General features: G+C 66.6%; 19 protein-coding genes. 3 read left to right on the top strand and 16 right to left on the bottom strand.

All coding sequences use genetic code 11. The features are described from left to right. Window positions 1-893: 893 nt before the first annotated feature. From hslU to AC1DR7_RS09390, 8 genes are all read right to left on the bottom strand, one after another. A complete protein-coding gene (hslU, locus tag AC1DR7_RS09355; RefSeq protein ID WP_457320489.1) occupies window positions 894-2,267 on the bottom strand; it encodes an ATP-dependent protease ATPase subunit HslU in 1,374 nt (457 codons plus the stop codon). 167 nt (window positions 2,268-2,434) lie between these two features. Beyond that, window positions 2,435-2,986 carry an ATP-dependent protease subunit HslV gene (hslV, locus tag AC1DR7_RS09360; protein ID WP_019183676.1) on the bottom strand — a complete coding sequence of 184 codons (552 nt, stop codon included), beginning with the start codon at window positions 2,984-2,986 and terminating at the stop codon, window positions 2,435-2,437. A gap of 91 nt (window positions 2,987-3,077) precedes the next feature. Then, a complete protein-coding gene (gene xerC, locus AC1DR7_RS09365) occupies window positions 3,078-3,968 on the bottom strand; it encodes a tyrosine recombinase XerC (RefSeq protein WP_457320487.1) in 891 nt (296 codons plus the stop codon). 22 nt (window positions 3,969-3,990) lie between these two features. Beyond that, the gene (locus AC1DR7_RS09370; protein ID WP_457320485.1) at window positions 3,991-4,668 is read right to left on the bottom strand and encodes a DUF484 family protein; all 678 of its coding nucleotides are present in this window, start codon (window positions 4,666-4,668) and stop codon (window positions 3,991-3,993) included. Further along, the gene (gene dapF, locus AC1DR7_RS09375) at window positions 4,665-5,516 is read right to left on the bottom strand and encodes a diaminopimelate epimerase (RefSeq protein ID WP_478052768.1); all 852 of its coding nucleotides are present in this window, start codon (window positions 5,514-5,516) and stop codon (window positions 4,665-4,667) included. Before dapF ends, AC1DR7_RS09370 begins: the two co-directional genes overlap by 4 nt. Continuing rightward, complete coding sequence (gene lptM / locus AC1DR7_RS09380; protein WP_256776941.1) at window positions 5,509-5,745, bottom strand: LPS translocon maturation chaperone LptM; 237 nt, start codon at window positions 5,743-5,745, stop codon at window positions 5,509-5,511. Before lptM ends, dapF begins: the two co-directional genes overlap by 8 nt. A gap of 132 nt (window positions 5,746-5,877) precedes the next feature. Next, on the bottom strand, window positions 5,878-6,303 hold the full coding sequence (locus AC1DR7_RS09385) for a YbaN family protein (RefSeq protein ID WP_457320597.1): 426 nt from the start codon (window positions 6,301-6,303) through the stop codon (window positions 5,878-5,880). 106 nt (window positions 6,304-6,409) lie between these two features. After that, complete coding sequence (locus AC1DR7_RS09390; protein ID WP_478076459.1) at window positions 6,410-8,527, bottom strand: S9 family peptidase; 2,118 nt, start codon at window positions 8,525-8,527, stop codon at window positions 6,410-6,412. 111 nt (window positions 8,528-8,638) lie between these two features. On the opposite strand from AC1DR7_RS09390, the gene AC1DR7_RS09395 reads away from it, so the two are divergent. After that, entirely contained in the window at window positions 8,639-9,826 is a 1,188-nt protein-coding gene (locus tag AC1DR7_RS09395; RefSeq protein ID WP_478051163.1) for a pyridoxal phosphate-dependent aminotransferase, read from the top strand. A gap of 723 nt (window positions 9,827-10,549) precedes the next feature. On the opposite strand, the gene AC1DR7_RS09400 is transcribed toward AC1DR7_RS09395, so the two are convergent. Both AC1DR7_RS09400 and AC1DR7_RS09405 read right to left on the bottom strand, forming a co-directional pair. Next, window positions 10,550-12,643: a prolyl oligopeptidase family serine peptidase gene (locus AC1DR7_RS09400; RefSeq protein ID WP_457318771.1), complete on the bottom strand. Its 2,094-nt coding sequence runs from the start codon at window positions 12,641-12,643 to the stop codon at window positions 10,550-10,552. A 34-nt stretch (window positions 12,644-12,677) separates the two neighbouring features. Next, window positions 12,678-13,034: a hypothetical protein gene (locus tag AC1DR7_RS09405; RefSeq protein WP_457318772.1), complete on the bottom strand. Its 357-nt coding sequence runs from the start codon at window positions 13,032-13,034 to the stop codon at window positions 12,678-12,680. 161 nt (window positions 13,035-13,195) lie between these two features. Here AC1DR7_RS09405 and AC1DR7_RS09410 point away from each other — a divergent pair, with 161 nt between their 5' ends. Beyond that, window positions 13,196-13,801: a lipocalin family protein gene (locus AC1DR7_RS09410; RefSeq protein ID WP_256776935.1), complete on the top strand. Its 606-nt coding sequence runs from the start codon at window positions 13,196-13,198 to the stop codon at window positions 13,799-13,801. A gap of 9 nt (window positions 13,802-13,810) precedes the next feature. Here the strand turns inward: AC1DR7_RS09410 and AC1DR7_RS09415 are convergent, their stop codons facing one another. The 5 genes from AC1DR7_RS09415 to AC1DR7_RS09435 form a co-directional block, all read right to left on the bottom strand. Continuing rightward, window positions 13,811-14,113 carry a HigA family addiction module antitoxin gene (locus tag AC1DR7_RS09415; protein ID WP_256776934.1) on the bottom strand — a complete coding sequence of 101 codons (303 nt, stop codon included), beginning with the start codon at window positions 14,111-14,113 and terminating at the stop codon, window positions 13,811-13,813. A gap of 10 nt (window positions 14,114-14,123) precedes the next feature. Continuing rightward, window positions 14,124-14,402 (bottom strand): type II toxin-antitoxin system RelE/ParE family toxin, encoded by a 279-nt coding sequence (locus AC1DR7_RS09420; protein WP_457318774.1) that lies wholly within the window; start codon window positions 14,400-14,402, stop codon window positions 14,124-14,126. An 80-nt stretch (window positions 14,403-14,482) separates the two neighbouring features. Then, entirely contained in the window at window positions 14,483-15,172 is a 690-nt protein-coding gene (locus tag AC1DR7_RS09425) for a methionine ABC transporter permease (RefSeq protein ID WP_256776933.1), read from the bottom strand. After that, complete coding sequence (locus tag AC1DR7_RS09430; RefSeq protein ID WP_256776932.1) at window positions 15,169-16,176, bottom strand: ATP-binding cassette domain-containing protein; 1,008 nt, start codon at window positions 16,174-16,176, stop codon at window positions 15,169-15,171. Before AC1DR7_RS09430 ends, AC1DR7_RS09425 begins: the two co-directional genes overlap by 4 nt. Window positions 16,177-16,316: 140 nt before the next feature. After that, window positions 16,317-17,213 (bottom strand): DMT family transporter, encoded by an 897-nt coding sequence (locus AC1DR7_RS09435; protein WP_457318776.1) that lies wholly within the window; start codon window positions 17,211-17,213, stop codon window positions 16,317-16,319. Window positions 17,214-17,291: 78 nt separating this feature from the next. Here AC1DR7_RS09435 and AC1DR7_RS09440 point away from each other — a divergent pair, with 78 nt between their 5' ends. Beyond that, window positions 17,292-17,774: a YajQ family cyclic di-GMP-binding protein gene (locus tag AC1DR7_RS09440; RefSeq protein ID WP_256776930.1), complete on the top strand. Its 483-nt coding sequence runs from the start codon at window positions 17,292-17,294 to the stop codon at window positions 17,772-17,774. A gap of 55 nt (window positions 17,775-17,829) precedes the next feature. Here the strand turns inward: AC1DR7_RS09440 and AC1DR7_RS09445 are convergent, their stop codons facing one another. Continuing rightward, a complete protein-coding gene (locus AC1DR7_RS09445; protein WP_478051164.1) occupies window positions 17,830-18,930 on the bottom strand; it encodes a helix-turn-helix domain-containing protein in 1,101 nt (366 codons plus the stop codon). Between the last annotated feature and the right edge of the window lie 41 nt (window positions 18,931-18,971).

Consider the following 18,971-nt stretch of genomic DNA (forward strand, 5'->3'; position numbering starts at 1 on the left):
GAGGCTTGAGGCTTGAGGCTTGAGGCGTGGAGCCGAAGCCGGAGCCGAAGCCAAACGCGGGTTCCGCCTGCGGACTTGCTGGGTGGGGGTGTGTGGGTTCGCGGGACACGCTGCAAGTACGTCCATGTAAGCTCGCGTACGCCATCCATGGCGTACGACGGTCCCGCGAACCCACACACCCCCACCCTCGACAGTTGGCTGGTGGCCTTGGCGGAGCGAAGCGGGAGAAGCGGGAGAAGCGGGAGAAGCGTCGGCTTGTTGGGTTGGCTCTGCCGCGCGGTGAAGCATCAGGCTTCATGCGATGGATTTGAAAGCAATGCAATTGCAGGCCAACCCGTGCGCGCAAAGGCAATGCGGGGTTACTCCTCCACTGCGCGGCAGCGCTGTCTCCCAACCCAACTACGTGCTGGCAAAGGACACGGTGCTTGGCCCTCATCTATACGAAGCGATGTCTCGATAGTGAGGGGTGTTCTTCCACTGCGCAGCAGCGCTGGCCCCCAACCCAAGTACGTGCTGGCAAAAGGCACGGTGCTCGGCCTTCATCTATACGAAGCGATGTCCCGATGTAGTGCGGCAGCATCTGGGCAAAGAGCCAGCGCAAGCGCCTGACGTTTTTCCGTGCCGAGGCCACCAGCCAACTGTCTGGGGCGGGGGGGTGTGAGTTCGCGGGACCGTCGTACGCCATGGATGGCGTACGCGAGCCTCCAGGGATGGATTCACGGCGTGTCCCGCGAACTCACACACCCCCGCCCAGCCACGCCGCAAGCGGCAACCTGCTCTCGCTCGCAGTTGCGGTCGCCCTTCACCCCACCCGTAGACACCCGCAAAAAACACAAAAAAAACGGCGACGCTTTCGCGCCGCCGCATTTGTATCGCTCGATCATCCCAAGCCGTTACAGGATGTAACGACTCAAATCCGGATCCTGCACCAGCTCGCCCAGATGCGCGTCCACGTAAGCCTGATCGATGCTGATGGTCTCGCCGTCGCGGTCGGGGGCCTCGTAACTCAGCGTATCCAGCAGACGCTCCAGCACCGTGTGCAGACGACGGGCACCGATATTCTCCTGGCGCTCGTTGACCTGGAACGCGATCTCGGCCAGACGGTCCACCGCATCCACGGTGAATGTCATCGACACACCCTCGGTCTGCAGCAACGCCTCGTACTGCTTGGTCAGCGCTGCCTTCGGCTCGGTCAGGATGCGCACGAAGTCCTGCTTGCTCAGCGCGCCCAGCTCCACCCGGATCGGGAAACGCCCCTGCAGCTCCGGAATCAGATCGCTCGGCTTGGCCAGATGGAACGCGCCGGAGGCGATGAACAGAATGTGGTCGGTCTTGATCGTGCCGTACTTGGTGGACACGTTGGAGCCTTCCACCAGCGGCAGCAGATCGCGCTGCACGCCCTCGCGCGACACATCGCCACCGCCAACGTTGTCGCCGCGCTTGGCCACCTTGTCGATCTCGTCGATGAACACGATGCCGTGCTGCTCGCAGGCCTCGATCGCCGCGCTGCGGATATCGTCCTCGTTGACCAGCTTGCCGGCCTCTTCCTCGACCAGCAGCGGACGCGCCGCCTTGATCGACAGCGTGCGCTTCTGCGCCTTCGCCCCACCCATGCTCGAGAACATCTGGCGCAGCTGCTGGCCCATTTCCTCCATGCCAGGCGGGGTCATGATGTCCATGCTGACGTTGGCCGAGACTTCCAGTTCGATCTCGCGCTCGTCCAGCTCGCTATTGCGCAGCATCCGGCGGAACTTGATGCGGGTTTCATTGTCCTGCGCCGACGGCTCGTTGCGCGCGGCCTCGGCATCGAAGCCGATTCCGGCGCTGCGACGCGGCAGCAGCGCATCCAGAATGCGGTCTTCGGCACGCTCTTCGGCCTGGGTGCGCACGCGCACCTTGGCCTGCTCGCGGTACAGCTTGACGGCCGTGTCGGCCAGGTCGCGGATGATCTGCTCCACGTCCTTGCCGACGTAGCCCACTTCGGTGAAGCGGGTAGCTTCGACCTTGACGAACGGCGCGTTGGCCAGCGTGGCCAGGCGACGGGCGATCTCGGTCTTGCCCACGCCGGTCGGGCCGATCATCAGGATGTTCTTGGGCATCACTTCATTGCGCAGCTCGGCCGGCAGCTGCATGCGCCGCCAGCGGTTGCGCAACGCGATGGCGACCGCACGCTTGGCGTCGTGCTGGCCGACGATGTGCCGGTCCAGCTCCTGCACGATCTCGCGCGGGGTCATGGTGGCGGAGGAGACTTCAATCTTGTGCGGCATGGGTGTGCTCACGAATGAATGTGGTGTGTCGGGGTTGCCGGCCAGCGGCCGGCACTACGCCATGTAGCGGGTGCAGAGCCCCCTGAGTCAGGGGGCTGCCGCGAAGCGGCGGGGCATGTTGCGCAGCAACGCGTGGGGCGGCAGCGCGAATGCGCTGACGGTACCCGTCAAAGCTCTTCAACCACCACGTTGCGATTGGTGTAGATGCAGATGTCGCCGGCGATGTTGATCGACTCGGTGGCGATCGTGCGGGCGTCCAGTTCGGTGTGCGCCATCAGCGCGCGTGCGGCCGACAGGGCGTAGGAACCGCCGGAACCGATGGCGATGATGCCGTCCTCCGGCTCGATCACATCACCGGTGCCGCTGATGATCAGCGAGGTGTCCTTGTCGGCCACCGCGAGCAGCGCTTCGAGCTTGCCCAGGCGGCGCTCGGTGCGCCAATCCTTGGCCAGCTCCACCGCCGCACGCTGCAGCTGGCCGTGCTTTTCCAGCTTGGCCTCGAACAGTTCGAACAGGGTGAACGCATCGGCCGCGGCACCGGCGAAACCGGCCAGTACCTGGCCCTCGCGACCCAGCCGGCGCACCTTGCGGGCATTGCCCTTCATCACCGTGTGGCCGAGCGTGACCTGGCCGTCGCCGGCGACGGCGACATGCCCGTTGCGGCGCACCGAAATGATGGTGGTGGCATGAAATACGTTGGGGTTCTGACTGGGGTCCATGGAGCCTCCGGGGTGACAAGGACTGAGGTGGGGTCGTTGCCGGAGGCTTCAACCCACCCTGCCCTGCGGCCGGGTGACGCAGCGGATCGATTCAGCTTTCGTTGCCGCTCTTGCGCCGCTTGGCGCGCGGATGGGCCGCATCGTAGACCTTGGCCAGGTGCTGGAAATCCAGGTGGGTGTAGATCTGCGTGGTGGCGATATCGGCATGGCCGAGCAGCTCCTGCACCCCGCGCAGGTCGCCGGAGGATTCCAGGATGTGGCTGGCGAAACTGTGCCGCAGCATATGCGGGTGCACGTGCTTGAACAGACCCTGCCGTTGGGCCAGCCCACGGATGCGGATCTGGATGGCGCGCTGGGTGATCGGACCGCCCTTGCGGCCGGGAAACACCGGCTGTGCCTCGCCACCGCCGCTCTCGCCACGCCAGCCCTCCAGGGCGGTGCGCGCATGCGAACCGAACGGCACGCGACGCTGGCGGTTGCCCTTGCCCAGCACGTTGACCAGCCCGGTGGCGAAATCCAGATCGCGCCAGATCAGCGCGCACAGTTCGCTCAGGCGTAGGCCGGAGGAATAGAACAGCTCCAGCAGCGCGCGATCGCGCAGGCCCAGGGGCGTATCGGTGGGCAGTTCGACCAGCTGCACCGCTTCATCAGCGTCCAGCACCTGCGGCAGCTTGCGTGGTGCCTTGGGCGCCTTCAATCCGGCGGCGGGGCTGACCGTGATGCGACGGTGCTTGAGCAGCCACGCATAGAAACTGCGACAGCCCGACAGGCGGCGCTGCAACGATTTCGGCGCCAGCCCGCGACGATGCTCGGCGGCGATGAACTGGCGCAACTGCTCGCCATCCAGCGCTTCGATCACCGCGCCCTGCTTCTGCGACCACGACTCCAGCGCCTCTAGGTCGCGGCGGTAGGCATCCAGCGTGTGCGCCGACATGCGCCGCTCGACCTCCAGGTAGCCAAGGAACTCGGCGGCAGCGCTCATGGCATCGGGAGGGCGTACGGACTCAGGCCTGCGCGAAGCGCTTCAACGCCACGCCCAGCGACTCGCCCATCATGCGCAGGAACAGCGTGCCCATGCCGGGATAAAACCGATTGGCATCGCGGCTGCCGACCGCGATCAGGCCAACGCCCGGCAGCGGCAGCAATGCGCTGGACTGCACTTCCTCGACGCGCTCCTGGTACAGCAACGTACTCTTTTCATGCTGCAGGCGGCCGCAGATCGGCTCGCCGTCCTTGAGGCAATCGCGGAACGCGCCGAGCGCGGCACTGTCCTCGGCGACCACCTGCAACCACGGTGCCTGCTCCAGCCCCTCCACCGGGTGCAGCATCACCAGCCGGACCAGATCGCCGGCGAAATCCTCTTCCAGCGACGCGGCCATCGCGCGCAGCGTGTCGGCGGCCGTGGTCTGCTTCATCAGCGCCAGGGTCAGCTGGTGGGTGCGCACGGCCAGGCGTTCGTTGACCTGTGCGTTGCCGGCCAGCTCGGCCAGCCGCCGCGACAGTTCGCGGTTCTTGTCGCGCAGCACTTCCAACTGGTAGCTGGCCAGCGACGCGGTAGGACCGTCATCGCGCGGCACCACCAAGGTCAGGGCCAGGTCGGGGAACTGCTTGAGAAACGCCGGATGCCGACGCAGCCATGCGGCGATTTCATGCGCACCGATCTTTTCGACGGTCTCGTTCATGCGTTCCACTCCCCTTCAAAGACGAAGGCTGCCGGGCCGGACATCACCACCTGGGCGTCGTCGGCCGGCCAGCGCAGGCGCAGCGTACCGCCCGGCAGCGACAAGGTGGCATCACGCTCCAGGCGACCGCGCTGCATCATCACCACCGCCGCGGCGCAGGCGCCGCTGCCACAGGCCAGCGTTTCGCCGACGCCGCGTTCGTACACGCGCAGGCGTGCATGGGTGGGATCGAGCACTTGCACGAAGCCGACGTTGACCGACTGCGGGAAGGTAGCGTGCTGCTGCAGCAGCGGGCCGAGCCGTTCGACCGGCGCCGCGTCGACCAGACCGACCTCGATCACCGCGTGCGGATTGCCCATCGACACGGCGCCGAAGCGCACCGTGTCGCCCTGCAGCGGCAGCAGGTATTCGTCGCGGGCGCGGGCGAAACCGAGCAGTGGGATCTGCTGGGGTTCAAAGCGCGGCACGCCCATGGCCACCGCGTACTGGTCATCGGTCAGGCGTTCAATGCTGTGGGTGGCCAGCGGGCTGTCGATGGTGAAATGGTCGCCGCCGGCCGCGCCGTCGCGCACCAGCCAAGCCGCCACGCAGCGCGCGCCGTTGCCGCACTGCTCGGACTGGGAGCCATCGGCATTCCAGATCCGGTAGGACGCCACCGAGCCTTCCGCGCGCGGGGCTTCGATGGTGAGGATCTGGTCGCAGCCGACGCCGGTGTGGCGGTCGGCCAGCCGTGCGGCCAGGGCCGGGGTGGGTTCGGGGGTGCCGTCGCGCAGGTCCAGCACCACGAAGTCATTACCGGCACCGTGCATCTTGCTGAAGCGCAGTGCCGTGGACGCGGCCTTATTCATTCCCGTCTTCGGACTTCAGCGGTGCATCGACCGGATCGGGCACCACCGGCGGCGTGTTGCTGTCATCGGCCGGGGGCGTGGTTTCATCAGTGGCCGGCTCGGCCACTTCTTCCACCGGCACCGGCTTCTGCGGCAGCACCAGCGGGCCCTTGTTGCCGCAGGCGGCAAGGAGAAGCAGCGAGGCCGCTGCCAACGGAATCAGGATTCGGTTGCGATGGGGGATGCTCATGCCCCGAGTATAGCCGCGCCCTCTTTGGCCGAGGGTATCGATTCGATGAACGTGGCCAGGCGGGGTGTCGGCCGATGTCCGGCTACGATGCGTGCCCTGACGGGGTCCTGGGTTGCCGGCCAGCGGCCAGCACTACCGGTCGGTGGGGGGTAGCGGTCGGCTCCAGAGCCAGATTGCCACCACGGTCATGCTGCCGATGGACAGCCATTTCACCCAGGCGATCGGCACGCACCACAGCATGATGCCCGCGCACGCGGTCATGGTCAGGGTGGCCATCCATTTGGCGTAGCGGCTGACCGCACCATGGGCCTGCCAGTTGACGATGGCCGGGCCGAAGCGTGGGTGCTGCAACAGCCAGGTGTGCAGGCGCTCGGAGCCGCGCGAGGCGGCCCAGGCCGAGATCAGGATGAAGACCGTGGTGGGCAACCCCGGCACGAAGATGCCGACGATGCCGGTGCCCAGACTGGCATAGGCCAGCAACCACCACGCCCAGCGGAACCGCACCACCGGCCGCGGGGCCGGTGCATCGGGAACATCGGGGCGCTCAGGCAGGGTCATGCATGCAGCATAGCGAGGCCGGACGGCAACGGCGATGGTCCGCGCCATACGCGCCGCCGACGACGCGGGGCCGTCGGCGGACCGGGTTGCCGGCCAGCCGCCGGGCTTACCGGGTTTGGGTCACCCCGAGCTGGTCGAGCACGAACGCATACGATTCGGCCAGCTCGTGGTAACGCTGGAAACGCCCGGACTTGCCGCCGTGGCCGGCCTCCATGTTCGTGCGGAACACGATCGGATGGGTACCGGTGTTGTCATCGCGCAGCTTGGCCACCCACTTGGCCGGCTCCCAGTACTGCACCTGCGAATCCCACAGGCCGGTGCCGACGAACAGCGCCGGATAGGCCTGCTTCCTGACGTTGTCGTAGGGCGAATAGGTGAGCATGTAGTCGTAGTACTCGCGCTGCTCCGGGTTGCCCCACTCGTCGTATTCGTTGGTGGTCAGCGGGATGCTGGCATCGAGCATGGTGGTGACCACGTCCACGAACGGCACCTGCGCGACCATCACCCGGTAATCCTGCGGGGCCTGGTTGGCCACCGCGCCCATCAGCAGGCCGCCGGCGCTGCCGCCGGAGGCCGCCACGCGGTCCTTGGACGCATAGCCCAGGCGGACCAGTTCGCGGGTGACATCGACGAAGTCGTTGAAGGTGTTCTGCTTCTTGAGCAGCTTGCCCTCCTCGTACCACGCGCGGCCCATTTCCTCGCCACCGCGGATATGCGCGATGGCGTAGACCACGCCGCGGTCGAGCAGGCTGACCACGCTCTGGTTGAAACCGGGGTCCATCGACATGCCGTAGCTGCCATAGGCGTACTGGTACAGCGCGGCGCTGCCGTCCTTCTTGAACCCGTTGCGATACACCAGCGACACCGGCACCTTGACGCCATCACGCGCGGTCACCCAGACCCGCTCGGTGGTGTACTGCGACGGGTCGTAGCCGATCACCGGCTGCTGCTTGAGCTGGCGACGCTCGCCGGTGACGGTGTTGAGTTCGAAGGTGGTGGTCGGGGTGGTGAGCGAGTTGTAGGCGTAGCGCAGCCACGGGCTGTCCGGCTCGGGATTGGCGGCCAGGCCCATCGAGTAGGCCGGTTCGTCGGCCTTGACGTAGTCCTGGCGACCGTCCGGGTACAGCAGGCGGATCCGCTCCAGGCCATTGGAGCGCTCGGCGATCGCGCTGAAGCCGTCGAACAGCTCGAAGCCTTCGACCAGCACCGCATCATCGTGCGCGACCCAGTCGGTCCACTGCTTGCGCGAGGTGGCATTGCTCGGCGCGGTCACGATCTTGAAGTTCTTCGCATCGGCATCGTTGGTACGGATCACCCAGCGACCGTTGAAGTGGTCGGCATCGTATTCGACGTCGCGCGCACGCGCGGCCAACAGCGTGAATGCCTGTGGATCGGCGGCCGGTGCGTAGCGTGTTTCCGAGCTGACCGTGCTGTGCAGTTCGATGGTGAGGTACTTATCGTCGCGGGTGCGGCCCACGCCCATGTAGAAGCTGTCGTCCTTCTCTTCGTAGACCAACACGTCGCTGCTGGTCGGCGTGCCCAGCACGTGCTTCTTCACCCGTACGGTGAGCAGGGTTTCCGGGTCGTTCTCGACGTAGAACAGGGTGCGGTTGTCATCGGCCCAGACCACGTTCGGGGAGACGTTCTCGATGCGGTCCGGCAGCACCTGGCCGGTGCGCAGGTCCTTGAAGCGGATCACGTACTGGCGGCGGCCGACGTCGTCTTCGGCCCAGGCCAGCAGCTGGTTGTCCTGGCTGACATCGGCATCGCCGACATCGAAGTAGTTCTTGCCCTCGGCCATCACGTTGATGTCCAGCAGGATCTCTTCCGGCGCGTCCATGCTGCCCTTGCKCCGCGCCTGGATCGGGTAGTCCTTGCCGGTTTCGAAGCGGGTGTAATACCAGTAGCCGCGATCACGCGCGGGCACGCTGGCATCGTCCTGCTTGATGCGCGCGACGATCTCTTTGTAAAGCGTGTCTTCGAGCGGCTTGAGCGGCGCCATCACCTGGTCGGTGTACGCATTTTCCGCATTCAGGTAGGCCAGCATCTTCGGCGCTTCGCGCTTGTCGTCGCGCAGCCAGTAATAGTCGTCGTTGCGGGTGGCCCCGAACGGCGCCTTGACCGTGTGCGGATGCTTCTCGGCGTCGGGTGGGGTCAGCGCGGGGGCGGCATGCACGGTGGAGGTCATCAGGCTGGCAACCAATAAGCAAAGGGCGGGTTTCACGAGATAAGGCTCCTGGCGGGGGAATGCAATGGCGTCCGTGTTCGCCCAGTCTGGGCGGCCGGTGGGGCAGCGGCAAGCAGGGCGGTCGCCACTGCCCCTAGAATGCGCCAGATGAGCACCTCCACGATCACGGCCGGCTACAGCCGCCGCAGCCAGGAAATCGAGCCCTTCCATGTGATGTCGCTGCTGGCCCGCGCGCAGGCGCTGGAACAGGCCGGYCACGATGTCATCCACCTGGAGATCGGCGAGCCGGACTTCACCACGGCCGCGCCGATCGTCCAGGCCGGCCAGGCCGCGCTGGCCGCCGGCCACACCCGCTACACCGCCGCGCGCGGCCTGCCGGCCCTGCGCCAGGCCATCGCCGGCTTCTACCACGACCGCTACCAGGTGCGGATCGACCCGGAGCGCATCCTGGTCACCCCCGGTGGCTCGGGCGCGCTGCTGCTGGCCAGCAGCCTGCTGGTGGACCCGGGCAGGCACTGGCTGCTGGCCGATCCAGGCTATCCCTGCAACCGGCACTTCCTGCGCCTGGTGGAAGGCGCGGCGCAGCTGGTGCCGGTGGGTCCGAAGACGGCTTACCAGCTGACCCCGGAACTGGTCGAGCACCACTGGAACGCCGACAGCGTCGGCGCGCTGGTGGCCTCGCCGGCCAACCCGACCGGGACGCTGTTGTCGGCGCAGCAGCTGGGCGGGCTGTCGCAGGCGTTGAAGGCCCGCGGCGGGCACCTGGTGGTGGACGAGATCTACCACGGCCTGACGTACGGGATGGACGCGGCGAGCGTGCTGCAGGTGGACGACGAGGCGTTCGTGCTCAACAGTTTTTCCAAGTACTACGGGATGACGGGCTGGCGCCTGGGTTGGCTGGTGGCACCACCGCAGGCGGTGCCGGACCTGGAGAAGCTGGCGCAGAATCTGTACATCAGTGCGTCAAGCATTGCCCAGCACGCGGCGCTGGCCTGTTTCGCGCCGGAGACGATCGCGATTTTCGAGCAACGCCGCGCGGCCTTCCGCGAGCGTCGCGATTACCTGCTGCCGGCACTGCGCGCGCTTGGCTTCCGTATCGAGGTGGAGCCGGAAGGGGCGTTTTACCTGTACTGCGACGTGAGCGCGTTCACCGATGACGCGCAGGCGTTCTGCACGCACTTCCTGGAAACCCAGCACGTGGCGTTTACCCCGGGCCTGGATTTCGGGCACTACCGCGCCAACGAGCACGTGCGGTTGGCCTACACGCAGGAGGTGCCGCGGTTGGAAGAGGCGGTGGCGCGTATCCGGCGTGGGTTGGAGACGTGGGTGCGGTGATGCGGTGGTGTTTTAGAAGCTTTAAAAGCTGCAAAAGCTGAAAAAGCTGAAAAAGCTGAAAAGGCTGAAAAGGCTGAAAAGGCGCAAAAGCCGCAAAGGCGGCGAACGGTCGAGCTGGGCGGGGATGTGTGGATTCGCGGGACACGCCGTAAATCCATCCGTGGAGGCTCGCGTACGCCATCCATGGCGTACGACGGTCCCGCGAATCCACACACCCCCACCCCCAGACAACTGGTCGGTGGCCATGGCACAACGCGAAAGCGCCAGCACAAGGCATCGCCGGCTTCACCGCTCTTCGCTTCCCTGCTTCTTGGTTGCGCACCCGCACACTGTCAAGGGCGGGTACGGGTGGGTGTGCGGGACCGTCGGGCGCCATGGATGGCGCCCGCGAGCTTACATGGATGTACTTGCAGCGTGTCCCGCACACCCACCCGTACCCGCCCAAGCCAGCGAAGGCGCACACCCGCGGCGGTTGAAAATGAAGTTGACGTTGATCCTGCAGTTGCCTTCCGCACTTGAAAGCCCGCCGCAGGCGAAAGAAAAACCCAAAAAAAACGCCACGCATTGCTGCGTGGCGTTGAAACTGGGGTGAGGCCAACACGACGCCCCACCACCCGGAGTCGGACCGAAGATGCGTTCGGCTATTCTCTGCGGCTACCGGGCCGATGGGCCATCCCAGCAGTCGAGCAACGCTCAACGGTACCAGTCGAGCAACGCTCGACTCTACCGCAACTGCTCCCACAGGAAGCTATAGGCCAATGCCGACATATGCGCGGCCTGCGCATTGTTCGCCGCACCGCCGTGACCGCCCTCGATGTTCTCGTAGTAGGTCACATCCTTGCCGGCCGCGATCATCTTGGCCGCCATCTTGCGGGCATGGCCCGGATGCACCCGGTCATCGCGGGTGGAGGTGGTGAACAGCACCGGCGGGTAGGTCTTGTTCGGATCGAACAGGTGGTACGGCGAGAAGGTCTTGATGAAGTCCCAGTCGGCCGTATCCGGATTGCCGTACTCGGCCATCCACGACGCGCCCGCCAGCAGGTGGCTGTAGCGCTTCATGTCCAGCAGCGGCACCTGCACCACCACCGCCCCGAACAGCTCGGGGTACTGGGTGAGCATGTTGCCGGTGAGCAGGCCACCGTTGCTGCCGCCCTGCACGCCCAGGTGTTTGGCCGAGGTGATCTTGCGGCTGACCAGGTCGCGTGCGACCGCGGCCATGTCTTCATAGGCCTTGTGGCGGTTCTGCTTCAGTGCCGCCTGGTGCCAGCGCGGGCCGTACTCGCCGCCGCCACGGATGTTGGCCACCACGTACACACCGCCCTTCTCCAGCCACGCACGGCCCATGCCGCCCGAATACGACGGCGTCAGCGAAATCTCGAAGCCACCGTAGCCGTACAGCAGGGTCGGGTTGGAACCGTCCAGCTTCATTTCCTTGGCATGCACCACGAAGTACGGCACGCGGGTGCCGTCTTTGCTGGTGGCGAAGTGCTGCTCGATCACCTTGCCGTCGGCATTGAAGAACGCCGGCATGGTCTTGAGCACTTCCGGCTGCTTGCCGATCTCGGCCAGCGCCAGGGTGGTCGGGGTCAGGTAGTCGGTGACGGTCATCCATACCGCGTCGCTGTCGTCGGCATCGACCGCACCGACGGCCACGGTGCCGAACGTCGGCGCGCCGGTGAAGTCGCTCTTCTTCCAGCCATTCTCGGTCGGGGTCAGCACGCTCAGGCGGCTCTTGACGTCGTCGAGCACGTTGAGCACCAGGTGATTCTTCGTCCAGCTGGTGCCGGCCAGCGACGTCGTCGCGGTCGGGGCGAACAGCACCTCGAACGCGCGCTTGCCGGCGATGAAATCATCCAGCTTGGTCACCAGCAGGGAACCGGCGGTATAGGTCTTGCCGCCCACGGTCCACGGTTCGCGCAGTTCCAGGGTCAGCCATTGCTTGCGCAGGCCTTTCTCTGCCGAGTTCGGCGCATCGATCCTGGTGAGCGTGCCATCGTTGCCGCACAGGTAGATCTCGTTGTTGTAGAAGGCCAGCGTGCGGCTGACCAGGTTGCGCTCATAGCCGGGGGTGTCGTCGTGCATCGCCGCGATGTACATGTCATCGGGCTTGCCTTCGTAAACCATGCTGGCCGAGGCCATCGGGGTGCCGCGCTTCCACAGCTTGGCCACGCGCGGGTAGCCGGAGGTGGTCATCGTGCCGTCACCGAAATCGGTATAGACGAACACGGTGTCGCGATCGATCCAGTTCAGGCCGCCCTTGGATTCGGGGCGGAAGAAACCGTCCTTGATCCAGGTCTTGTCGGCGAGGTTGAACTCACGGGTGACATCGGCATCGGCGCCGCCGCGCGACAGCGCGATCAGGCAGCGCGAGTAATCCGGGCGCAGGCAGTCGGCACCGTGCCAGACCCAGTTTTCGCCTTCGGCCTTGTTCAGCGCGTCCAGATCGAGCACGGTTTCCCAGGTAGGCGACGCCTTGCGGTATTCGGCCAGCGTGGTGCGGCGCCACAGGCCGCGCTCGTGCTGCTTGTCCTTCCAGAAGTTGTAGTAGTAGTCGCCGATCTTCTGCACGCCGGGGATCTTGGCGTCCGAATCGAGCACCTCGCGGATGCTGGCTTCCATCTGCTTGAACGCCGGGGTCTGGGCCAGGCGGCCTTCGGATTTGGCGTTCTGCTGCTTGACCCAGTCCAGCGACTTGTCGCCGGTGACGTCTTCCAGCCACGCGTAAGGGTCGGCGGGGGTCTCAGCGGCCATGGCGGTACCCACCGTACCGGCCGTGATCAGGCCTGCCATCAGGCAGGCCGAAGCGATGTTGGACATTGAAGCTCCAGGCAGTCATAAGCCCCGGACGCTATCACACGGTCTGGCCGGCGCTCCCGTGTCGAAGGTCAGGGCGCGCGGTACGCGGCGCCACGCGGGTGCGGCGGCGGGCCTGTGGGCCGCGACGGCGCGTGCTGCGGCGGCGTAGCAGAAGCTGCGGCAGCCGGAACCGGTACAGGCTCCACCAGGCCAGCAACGGCATGCCGACCAGCCACAGCGGCAACCAGCCCAGCCAGACACTGCTGCCGCGGGCGGCCGGCCACACCAGGACCAGGGCCAGTCCCGCCAGGGCGAGTTGCCGGACCCAGCGCAGCACCTGCGGATCGGGCGCGCTGGCGGTGCGCGAGGGACCGTGTGAACGTGGTTGACGACGCGAAGACGACAAGGGCATGACACGACTCCGTGCGAAAGTGATGCGTCACCTTGCCGTGCCACCATCTCACTGGCTGCGACCTGTCGCCGCCGCATGGAGGGCCAGTGTGAACGCCACCATTGACGTTCTCCGTCGTCCCACCCACCATGCCCCTGCCAGCCACTGGAGCCTCCTGCCGCATGTCTCTGAACCGCCCGCTTCGCGCTGTCCTGTTGCTGTCGACGCTGTCGCTGCTGTCCGCCTGCGCCTTCCGCCACGAGGCCAAGCCGACCCCGGCACCGGTGGCCAGCGAATCGACAGGCGCTCCGATCGACCTGCAGCGGTTCATGGGCACCTGGTATGTGATCGGCCGTGTTCCCAATCCGGTCGAACGCGGCCACGTGGCCAGCGTCAACGAATTCAGCCTGCGTGGCGACCAGAAGGTGAGCATCACCTACCGCTACCGCAACGGCTTCTCCGAACCGCAGCAGCAGCTGACCGTGCGTGCCTCGGTGGACGAGGACAGCGGCAACCACAACTGGCGTACCTGGTTCTACAAGGTCGTGCCGACCCATACCCGCGTGCTGGAAGTGGCTCCGGACTACTCATGGGCGATGCTCGGCTACCCGGGCCGCGAGATGGCCTGGATCTTCGCGCGCAAGCCGGACATGGACAAGGACCTGTACAAGGAACTGGCCACCCGCCTGCGCGACGAGTACGGGGTCAATACCGACAAGCTCAAGCGCGTGCCGCAGCACCCCGAGCAGGTGGACCGGCTGGGCTATGAGGTCCCGAACGTCCGCTGATGCCGGTGGTCACGCCGCCTGGCGTGGCTGCACCCTGCTCTCGATTTCCCGGCGGGTGGGGAGCGTCTTGAGGTCGTATTCGGCCTGCAGGGCCAACCACGAGGCGGCATCGCCACCAAAGTGACGTGCCAGCCGTACTGCGGTGTCGGCCGTGACGCCGCGGGTTTCGTGCACGATCGCGTGCAGACGCGTAGGCGGCACATCCAGTGCCCGCGCCAGCCCGGTGATGCTCAGCTGCAAGGGCCGCAGGAACTCCTCGCGGAGGATCTCGCCGGGGTGGACGGCCCTGAGTTTGTTGATGGGTCGGCTCATGCGTGGCACCTCAGTGGTAATCGACGATCTCGACGTCATGCGGACCGTTGTCGGTCCAGACAAAACACAACCGCCACTGCGCATTGATGCGGATACTGTGCTGTCCGCGTCGATCGCCGCAAAGCGCTTCGAGCCGATTTCCGGGCGGGCTGCGCAGGAATTGCAGCGTCTGTGCCGCGTCCAGGATCTGCAGCTTGCGCTCCGCCAGTGACTGGAACCCGCGAAACTGGCGAGGACATCGCCCATCAAACAGAGCGAGCGTATGACGGCAGCGGAAGGATTGGATCATTCCGCCCAGCGTATTACGCCAAACGGAATATAACACAGATGGCGGTCACGCAAACCGGCATGACCTGAAGTGCCTGCCAATCACTTCCGGCTGTAGCGCGTCACCAGCCAATCGCCCAGCATCTGCAGGGCCTGCACCAGCACCAGCAGCAGCACCACGGTGACCAGCGCCACGTCGGTGTGCGAGCGCTGGTAGCCATCGCGGAACGCCAGGTCGCCCAGACCGCCCGAGCCGATCGCACCGCCCATCGCGGTGAAGCCGATCAGCGCGATCACGGTAACAGTGGCGCCGGCGATCAGGCCGGGGCGCGCTTCGGGCAGCAATACGCGGGTGACCAGCTGCCAGGTGGTGGCGCCCATCGCCTGGGTGGCTTCGATGACGCCACGGTCGACTTCGCGCAGGGCGGTTTCCACCAGCCGTGCATAGAACGGCGCTGCACCGATCACCAGCGGCACGATCGCCCCGCGCACACCCAGCGAGGTACCCATCATCCACAGCGTGAGCGGAATCAGCACGATCATCAGGATGATGAAGGGCACCGAGCGCAGCAGGTTGACCAACAGCGCCAGCGCGCCGTACAGCACCGGTTTGCGATGCAGCTGCGGCGAGCCGGTAAGGAACAGCAGCACGCCCAGCGGCAGGCCGATGACCAGGGTCAGCGGCAGCGAGCCGCCGAGCATCAGCAGGGTATCCAGCGTGGCCTGGCCGATATCGGCCCACTTGCCCGCATCGAGATGGCGGAAGAAGCCGCCTGCAGCAGCCAGGATCATCGACGCAGCTCCTCGAGGTGGACACCGGCGGCGACGAAACCGGCCTGCGCGGCCTGCACGTCGCCCCCGACCAGCGACACGGTCAGCTGGCCATACGGGGTGTCTTTGATCCGGTCGATGCGGCCGGACAGGATGTTGTAGTCCACGCCGGTGTCGCGCGCGATGCGGCCCAGCAGCGGTTCGTAAGTGTCCGCACCCAGGAAGGTCAGGCGCACGATGCGCCCGGCCACGGCCTGGAAGTCCTTGTGCAGCTCGCCTTCGTCGACCTGTTCGGACTCGTTGACGAAGCGCCGCGTGGTCGGATGTTGCGGGTGCAGGAAAACGTCGGTGACCGGGCCGGTTTCGACCAGGTGGCCGGCATCGAGCACGGCCACGCGGTCGCAGACGCGGCGGATCACGTCCATCTCGTGGGTGATCAGCACGATGGTCAGGCCGAGTTCGCGGTTGATCCTGCCCAGCAGCTTGAGCACCGAGGCGGTGGTCTGCGGGTCCAGCGCGCTGGTGGCCTCATCGCACAGCAGGATCTGCGGACGGGTGGCCAGCGCGCGGGCGATGCCGACGCGCTGCTTCTGGCCGCCCGACAGCTGCGCGGGGTACTTGCCCGCGTGCGCCTCCAGGCCGACGGTGTGCAGCAATTCGTCCACGCGCGCGTCGATTTCCGCGCGCGGGGTACCGGCCAGTTCCAGCGGGAAGGCGACATTGGAGGCCACCGTGCGCGAGGACAGCAGGTTGAAGTGCTGGAAGATCATGCCGATCTTCCGCCTCAGCACGCGCAGGCCGGCCGCGTCGAGCGCGGTGACATCCTCGCCGTTGATCAGCAGGCGCCCACCGGTGGGTTCCTCGAGCCGGTTGATCAGGCGGATCAGGGTCGATTTGCCCGCACCGGAATGGCCGATGATGCCGAACACTTCGCCGGCCTCGATGGTCAGGTCCAGCGGCTGCAGCGCGGCGATCGCGCGGCCGCCGACGGCATAGGATTTGTGCAGGCGCTGGAACTCGATCACTTCGCGGTCAACCGGGCATCGACGGGAGGGGGCGTGCAGCCTACCAGCGCGGGACGGCCCTGGCCCGTGCGGCAGCGCGCAATGATATTCCGTTTGGTTCTAAGGCAGCGTGATCGGGGCCGGGCGGGCCCCGCGCGGGCTCAGGGATGGTCCAGCGGTGTGGGCGGCTGGACCTGGCGGATGCGCTCGCGGTGCAGCAGGTACAGGCCGGAGGCGACGATGATCGCCGCGCCCAGCCAGGTCGCCCCATCCGGCAGCGCGCCCCAGAACAGCAGGTCCCAGCCGATCACCCAGACCAGCCCGGTGTATTCCAGCGGAGCGATCATCGATGCCTCGCCGAGCTGGAAGGCGCGGGTCAGGGCGACCTGGCCCCCTGCCCCGGCCAGACCCATGCCGGCGATCAGCGCGGCGTGGCCGAGCTGCAACGGCTGCCAGTCCGGCAGGGCCAGCAGGCCGGCGCCGATGGCCATGATCACCAGGAACCACACCACCATCGACTGCGGGGTGTCGGTGCGGGTGAGCATGCTGACGGTGATCGCGGCGACCGCGTAGGCGGTGGCGGCCAGCAACACCATCAGCCCGGGGATGGAGATGAAGCCGCCCATGCCCGGACGCAGCACCACCAGCACCCCGACCAGGCCGATGCCGATGGCGATCCAGCGGCGCGGGCCCACGTGCTCGCCCAGCAGCGGCACCGAGAGCGCGGCGATCAGCAGCGGGGCGACGAAGTAGATGGTGTAGGCGGTGGACAGCGGCAGGCTGCGCAGGGCGTAGACGAAGCAGCCGATCATCGCCATGCCGAGCACGCCGCGCAGCAGGTGCAGGGCCCAGCGCCGGGGCACCAGCGAGCGCGGGCCGGCGGTGGCCAGCACCCAGACCAGCACGAATGGCAGCGAGGCGGCGCCGCGCAGGAAAGTGACCTGCAAGGTGGGGTAGCTGGCCGAGAGCTGCTTCATGCCCGCATCCATCAGCGAGAAGCAGGCGACGGCGATGAGCATCCAGGCGACGGCGCGGGTGGGGGATTTCTGCGTGTTCATGGCCCATTATCGCCGCCTTGGCCGGGCCGTCCATGGTGGCTTGATAGAATGTGGGCATTCATCCGCTGGAGTTTGCCCATGCCCTCTTTTGACGTTGTTTCCGAAGTCGACACCCACGAGTTGACCAACGCGGTCGACCAGGCCAACCGCGAGCTGTCCACGCGCTTCGATTTCAAGGGGGTGGAGGCGGAGTTCGTGCTGGAAGACAGCGTGATCACCCAGTCCGCGCCGAGCGATTTCCAGCTGCAGCAGATGACCGACATCCTGCGCCAGCGGCTGACCGCGCGGAAGATCGACGCGGCGTGCCTGGAGTTTGGTGACATCGAATCCAATCTTGCCGGTGCGCGGCAGAAGATCACGGTCAAGCAGGGCATCGAGCAGAAGGTGGCCAAGAAGATCGCGGCGAAGATCAAGGAAGCCAAGCTGAAGGTGGACAGCCAGATCAACGGCGACAAGCTGCGGGTGACGGGCAAGAAGCGCGACGACCTGCAGGATGCGATGGCGCTGCTGAGGAAGGAGACCTTCGAGGTTCCGCTGCAGTTCGACAATTTCCGCGATTGATCGAACGCGGATCCTCCGCTGGCATTGCCGGCAGCTGGCCGGCAACCACGCACATCTATCCGCGCAGGTGCTTGTAGAGCGTTGTGCGCGAAATACCCAGCTGGCGCGCCGCTGCGGTGACGTTGCCCTGGTGCGCGGCCACGGCATCGCGCACGCTTTGCGTGGTCAGCGCGCGCAACGAACGGCTACCGACCTCGCGGACGTATGCATCGCTCCCCACCCCGGCGCGTGCCGCAAGCGGTCCACGCAGGTACTGCACCTGCACGGCGCTGTCTTCGGCAAGGCGTACACGGTACGCAGGGCCCGCCTGCAGCAGGCGGCGGCGCTGGTGCACGCTGGCGCCAGCGAACAGGGCATCGAGGGTCAGCAGGGGCAGCGGGCCGCGTCGGGGCAGGCCGAACAGGCGCCGCGCGACGCGGTTGGCGGCACGGATGTGGCCGTCTTCTTCCACCGCCAGCAGGCCCTGCAACGGAGAATGCAGCCAGCGCGCGTCGTGCTGCACGGCCAACAGGTGGCAGGGCCGGTGTTCGCGCATGAGGCGGTTTTCGGTGGACAGCGCGGCCTGGCGGAAATAGCCGTGCAGCAGTTCAGCATCGCGTTCGCCGGTGCCGGTGATGTCCAATGCGCCCAGGACCTGTCCGTCCAGTCCGTGCAGCGGCACGCTCAGGCAGAACACCGAGGCGAAGCGGTCCAGGTAGTGTTCGTTGCCGCGTACCAGTGCAGGCGCATCGTCGGCGAGGCTGCATGCTGGTGCGGTGGTGCCGATATCGATCTCGCGCAGGCGTCTGCCTATCTGGATCGGGCGCAGCACCGGCACGTCCGCCAGGCCATGCTCGCGCTGGGCCACGACCGTGCCGTCGGCATTGACGCAGAACAGGGTCCACTGGCGTCCGCCGAAGGCGGCCCAGAGGTGGTCGAGGTCCTCGCGGACGCAACGCGCCAGGCGGCGGTCGGCCGGGTCTTCCAGGCGCGGACCGGAGGTCGCCAGCGGCGCGTAATGCGGCGCCTGCCACGGTTGCACGCCGGCCAGCCGTGAGCGCTCCCAGGAACGCTGCACCGACGGCGCCAGCAACGATTCGGCCAGCGCCCCGCCGTCGGCGAAGCGCTGGCGCGCGGCAGCCAGTACCTGCTGCTGTTCCCGTTGCATCACAGCCATCGGTCACCTCCCAGGGGACTGACAGCGTACACCCGGCAACC

This window comes from Stenotrophomonas sp. P5_A9, assembly GCF_056400525.1.